The organism is Nocardiopsis lucentensis DSM 44048 (assembly GCF_000341125.1).
GTDB classification, from domain to species: domain Bacteria; phylum Actinomycetota; class Actinomycetes; order Streptosporangiales; family Streptosporangiaceae; genus Nocardiopsis; species Nocardiopsis lucentensis.
In genome coordinates this window covers 1-5,054 of sequence record NZ_ANBC01000094.1, presented here as the reverse complement: position 1 = coordinate 5,054, position 5,054 = coordinate 1, and the positions used below count along the sequence as shown (strand labels likewise).

Annotated in this window: 6 protein-coding genes; 1 reads left to right on the top strand and 5 read right to left on the bottom strand. The window is 73.4% G+C overall.

Going from position 1 to position 5,054, the window contains the following annotated elements:
• The 5 genes from D471_RS0102965 to D471_RS0102945 form a co-directional block, all read right to left on the bottom strand.
• A partial coding sequence (locus D471_RS0102965) for a dihydrofolate reductase family protein (RefSeq protein WP_394296840.1) occupies window positions 1-360 on the bottom strand: 360 nt, incomplete at its 3' end.
• A complete protein-coding gene (locus D471_RS0102960) occupies window positions 345-1,079 on the bottom strand; it encodes a class III extradiol ring-cleavage dioxygenase family protein (protein WP_017597246.1) in 735 nt (244 codons plus the stop codon). The genes D471_RS0102960 and D471_RS0102965, both read right to left, overlap by 16 nt.
• A gap of 10 nt (window positions 1,080-1,089) precedes the next feature.
• The gene (gene folP / locus D471_RS0102955) at window positions 1,090-1,950 is read right to left on the bottom strand and encodes a dihydropteroate synthase (RefSeq protein WP_017597245.1); all 861 of its coding nucleotides are present in this window, start codon (window positions 1,948-1,950) and stop codon (window positions 1,090-1,092) included.
• An 89-nt stretch (window positions 1,951-2,039) separates the two neighbouring features.
• A complete protein-coding gene (locus D471_RS0102950) occupies window positions 2,040-2,978 on the bottom strand; it encodes a carbohydrate kinase family protein (protein ID WP_017597244.1) in 939 nt (312 codons plus the stop codon).
• Window positions 2,979-3,096: 118 nt separating this feature from the next.
• Entirely contained in the window at window positions 3,097-4,041 is a 945-nt protein-coding gene (locus D471_RS0102945) for an EamA family transporter (protein ID WP_017597243.1), read from the bottom strand.
• A 105-nt stretch (window positions 4,042-4,146) separates the two neighbouring features.
• On the opposite strand from D471_RS0102945, the gene D471_RS0102940 reads away from it, so the two are divergent.
• A complete protein-coding gene (locus D471_RS0102940) occupies window positions 4,147-5,046 on the top strand; it encodes a LysR family transcriptional regulator (protein ID WP_017597242.1) in 900 nt (299 codons plus the stop codon).
• Window positions 5,047-5,054 lie beyond the last annotated feature (8 nt).

The following is a 5,054-nucleotide window of genomic DNA, read 5'->3' as shown; positions in this document are numbered from 1 at the left end:
GCCCCCCGCCGTCACCGGGCACGTCGGCCGCCCCTCGGCGGCGGCCCGGTCCCGGAAGCGCGCGGACCTGGCCGGGGTGCGCCGATACCCCTCGCTCCGGGCCGTCCCGGCGCCCACCAGGATCACGTCGGCCAGATCGCGCAGGAGCGTGTAGACCACAAGGTCCGCGTCGGTGTTGATGGAGCCGGTCCTACCGTCGTTGCCCGCGGCGGCGCCGTCCAGGGTCGCGACCATGTTCGCGCGCACCCAGGGGCGCGCGGTCGCGTCCGGGTACGCGTAGAGCCGTTCCAGGTCGTCCGGTCCCAGCCGGTCACCGGGGGCGGCCGCACCGGGCGCGACGTCGTTCAGCAGGAGGCGCACGACCACACCGCCACGAAGTAGGTGACGCCGAAGGGCGCGTCGGCGTACAGGAGTTCCGATCCGACGCTGGTACCGCCCAGCACCACGGCCGAGGCCATCACCTGGAGCGCCGCGCGCCCGGCGACCATCTGGTCGGCGGCCTCCTCCGGGTCCAGGGCGGTCAGCGCTCCGGTGTCGCCGTCGGCCAGTGCGTGGCGCACGACCTCGTCGACGTCGACGGACGCGGCGTCCAGGTGCCCTGGTTCGCGCACGCCCCAGCGGGCGCCGCCATCCCCCATGACCAGCAACCCGACCCGCTCGGCGCGTCCGGCGACGGCGCGCGCGACACGTTCGACCTCCTCGGCGGAGGCGTCCCAGGCGACGGTGACCATCTCGACGGGGGTGTCGGGCGCGACCGAGTCGAGCAGGCGCCGGGCGATGCCCAGGCTCAGGGGCAGCGGTTCGGCGGTCGGGGGACGGCTCTCCCTCCCCGCGCCCTCCGCCTCGGGGCCGCGCCGGGCGGCGTCCGCGTAGATCCGTGTGGGCACGCGGCCCGACACTTCCCCACGGGAGGTGTCGGCGCCGCCCACGACGACGATCCGGTCCAGCCCGGGTGTGGACAGCAGGACCGACACCGCCGACTCGCAGACCCCGCGCAGGTCGGCGGCGACGTCCTGGACACCGGTGAGTTCCCTCAGCAGCAGCGGCGGGTGCGGGCACACCGCGGTCGCGACGATCACGCGCTCCTCCTCACGCCAGTCCCCGAATCGTCCGTGCGGGGGGTGTGACGCCCCGGATGGCGGAGACCATGTCGAGCACCTGACGGGTGGGTGTGACCTCGTGGACGCGGTAGACCTGGGCGCCGTGCCAGGCGCACACCGCGGTCGCGGCGAGCGTGCCGGTCAGCCGTTCCCCCACCGGCAGGTCGAGGGTCTCGCCGACGAAGTCCTTGTTGGAGAGCGCGACCAGCACCGGCCAGCCGGTGTCGGTCATCTCGTCGAGCCTGCGGGTGAGCTCCAACGAGTGCCAGGTGTTCTTGTTGAAGTCGTGCGCGGGGTCGATCAGCACCGAACGCGGGTCCACGCCCAGGGACACCGCGCGTTCGGCGAGCGCCACCGTCCCGTCGATCGCGTCGCGCACGACGTCGTCGTAGGAGGGCCGTAGGGGTCCGGTCCGGGGGGCGAGGCCACCGGTGTGGGTGCACACCAGCCCCACGCCGAACTCGGCGGCGACCTCGGCCAGCTCCGGGTCGTGGCCGCCCCAGGCGTCGTTGAGAAGGTCGGCGCCGGCCTCGCAGACCGCCCGGCCCACCGACGCGCGCCAGGTGTCGACGCTGATCACCAGGTCCGGGAACTCGGAGCGGATCGCCGCCACGAAGTCCACCGTGCGGCGCTTCTCCTCCTCGGCGTCGACCTCCTCGCCGGGGCCGGCCTTGACTCCGCCGATGTCGATGATGTCGGCGCCCTCGGCCACCACCGCGCGCACGCGCTCGAAGGCGGGGGCGTCGTCCCAGGTGGCGCCGTTGTCGTAGAAGGAGTCCCGGGTCCGGTTCACGATCGCCATGACCAGCGTCGTGTCCGGTCCGTACTCCCGACCGCGCAGTCTCAGCACGTGCCGTCCGCCTCTCCCGGAACACTCGCGCCCCGGCAGACGCGGCGCTTTCGCATCTCGTGGTTCAACGCCCCTCCCAGCGGCCCACCCTAGGGCACGGTGGACCCCCCGGCGGCACCGGCCAGGCGTCGAAGAGCGGGCGGGTCCACGAACTCGGTGTGCGTGCCGTGGCTGCCGCAGGCGAACGCGCCCGCGACCGACCCCGCGAGCACGCACTCCGCCACGTCGCCGCCCGCCAGACGCGTGTACAGGAAGGCGGACACGAAGGAGTCACCGGCACCGTTGGTGTCGACCACCGGGCGTTCGGGACGAACGGCCGGGAAGTGGCGGGGCTCGGACTCCCCGCGCGCCAGGACGCGGCAGCCCTCTGCCCCGTCGGTGACCACGACGAGACGGGCGCGCCCCTCGTCGAGGACGCGGCGCATCACCCGGGCCTCGCGTCCGTGGATCGCGGCGGCGCTGAGGAAGACCAGGTCGGAGCGCAGGGCGTAGTCGAGGTGGTGGGACTCCTCGCCGTCCCAGTCGTGCAGGTCCGTGGAGGTGCCGACCCCCAGCCGCTCCAGGTCGTCGTACATGTCGCGGTTGTGGTTCATGATCGACATGTGCACGTGGCGGGCGCGTTCGACGAAGGGGAGGTAGAACTCGCGGGGGAGCCGCAGGTCCGACGGGTGGCGTCCGTCGAAGAAGGAGAACCTCCGTCCCCGCGCGTCCACCAGGTTGACGCCGCGCGGCGTGCCGTGCGGCGAGACGACGTGGCTGAAGTCGAGTCCCCGCTCGGCGTAGGACTCCAGCACCATCCGGCCCTGGAGGTCGTCGCCGAGGAAGTCGATGAACTTCGTGGCCATACCCAGCGCGTGGCAGCCCAGGGCCACCCCGTTGCCGGTGTGCCCCACGTAGTCGCGCACGGGGGGCACGAACACCGCGTCGCCCTCGGGCAGGGCCAGCTCCTCCACCCGGACGATCGTGTCCACCCCCGTCCCTCCGACGACCAGGACGTCGTAGTCGTGTCCCCGTCCGTTCTCGGCCATCACGTCTCCTCCAGGTAGGGCCCGGATCCGGCGGGCCCGAGTCCGCGGGAACCCTCCCACACTCCTCCCCGGGGCGCCAGGGGTTTCCCGGGGAGGAGGACCGCGGGCCGCTCGGGGGTCAGCGCGAGGGACCGGTCGCGCCTTCGGGGGCGGGTCTGGGGTCACGCCCGGGCCCGGAGGCGCCGACGGAGGCTGGTGCGGACCTCGGCGCGCGGCCGCTGAGCGACGTCAGGGCGACCCCGCCCACGAGCAGGACGGCGGCGACCCAGCTCAGCGGGGTGATCTCCTCTCCCAGCAGCAGCGCCGCCGAGGCCATGCCGAACACCGGCACCAGGAGCGAGAACGGCGCCACCGCCGAGGCGTCGTAGCGGCGGAGCAGGAAGCCCCAGGCGCCGAAGCCGAAGACCGTGGCGCCCCACGCCACGAACAGGATCGCGCCGACCCCGACCGCGTCCAGCTCCCGGATCGCCGTGAGCCCGGCCTCCGGCCCCTCCAGGAGGAGGGAGAGCGCGAACAGCGGCAACGGCGGCACGAGACTGACCCAGACCATCCAGCTCAGGGCGTCGGGCGGCGCGGCCCGACGGGTGATGACGTTGGCCAGCCCCCAGCACGCGGCGGCGGCCACGACCATGAGGAACGCGGCCATCGGACCGGAGGCGCCCTGGTCGTAGGCGGCGACCCCGATCCCGCCCAGCGCCACCACCATTCCCGCGTACCTCAGGGACCCCAGGCGTTCCCGCAGGAACAGCACGGCCAGGAGCGCGGTGAACACCGCCTGGACCTGGAGGACCAGCGAGGTGAGCCCGGCGGGCATGCCCAGGTGCATACCGGTGAAGACGAGGCCGAACTTCGCCACACCCAGCACCAGCCCCACCAGAACGATCCACCCGAGCGCGACCCCGGGCCTGCGTACCAGGAACACCGCCGGGACCGCCGCCACGAGGAAGCGCAGGGCGGAGAACAGGAGCGGTGGGACGTGGTCGAGACCGACCTCGATGACGACGAAGTTGATGCCCCACACCGCGGCGACGAGCACGGCGAGGGCGATGTGAACCGGACGCATGGATTCGATGATGCCGATGATGTTGATTCAGCACTAGCGAAGAGTTCTGCATGGTTGGATTCAGCGTTGCTACATTGTTTGGGTGTGCCCCCGGAAGGAGTGCCCGTGCTCGACCTCGCCAGGCTCCGCGCCCTGCACGCCGTACACGTCCACGGGTCCGTCGGCGCCGCCGCCGCCGCGCTCGGCTACACACCGTCGGCGATCTCCCAGCAGGTGGCCAAGCTCGAACGGGAGACCGGAAGCGCGCTCCTGGAACGGCAGGGGCGGGGGGTCGTGCTCACCGACGCCGCCGTCCTCCTCGTCGACACGGCCGCCCGGGTGCTGTCCCTGGTGGAGGAGGCCGAGGTCGCCCTGGAGGAACAGCGCGGCAGGCCCAGCGGCCGACTGACCGTCGCCGCCTTCTCCACCGCCGCCCGCGGCCTGCTCCCGGGTGTCATGGCCGAGCTGTCCGCCGCCCACCCCGCCCTCGACCCGCGGCTGATCGAGGAGGACCCGCACGCGACGCCGCGCATGGTCGCGCAGGGGACCGTCGACCTGGCGGTGGTGCACGACTGGGACATCGCGCCGATGTCCGTCCCGGAGGGGGTCACACGCGCGACGATCGGACGCGATGTGTGCGACGTCCTGCTGCCCCCGGACCACCCGCTCTCCAGCCACCCGGTCCTGCGCCGCGAGGACGTGGCCTCCGCCCGCTGGATCTGCCAGCCGCCGGGGACGGTGTGCCACGACTGGCTGATGCGCACACTGCGCGCGGTGGGGGTCGAACCGAACGTCGTCCACCTGGTGGGTGAGTACCAGACCCAGGTGGCGCTGGTCGCGGCTGGTCTGGGCATCGCGATGGTCCCGCGGCTGGGGCGGGGCGCCGTCCCCGACTCCGTCGTGGTGCGGCCGTTGGAGCCCGCCCCGGTCCGCGGCGTGTCCGTCCTCTGGCGTGAGGGGACCTCGCGCCGGCCCGCCGTCACCGAGGCCGTCCGTGTCCTGCGGGAGCACGCCCGGGCGCTGTGACGCGGGCG

Coding starts and splice junctions, on each gene's coding strand:
- D471_RS0102950 (WP_017597244.1), bottom strand. CDS start 2,978: ATGGCCGAGAACGGACGGGGACACGACTACGACGTCCTGGTCGTCGGA.
- D471_RS0102945 (WP_017597243.1), bottom strand. CDS start 4,041: ATGCGTCCGGTTCACATCGCCCTCGCCGTGCTCGTCGCCGCGGTGTGG.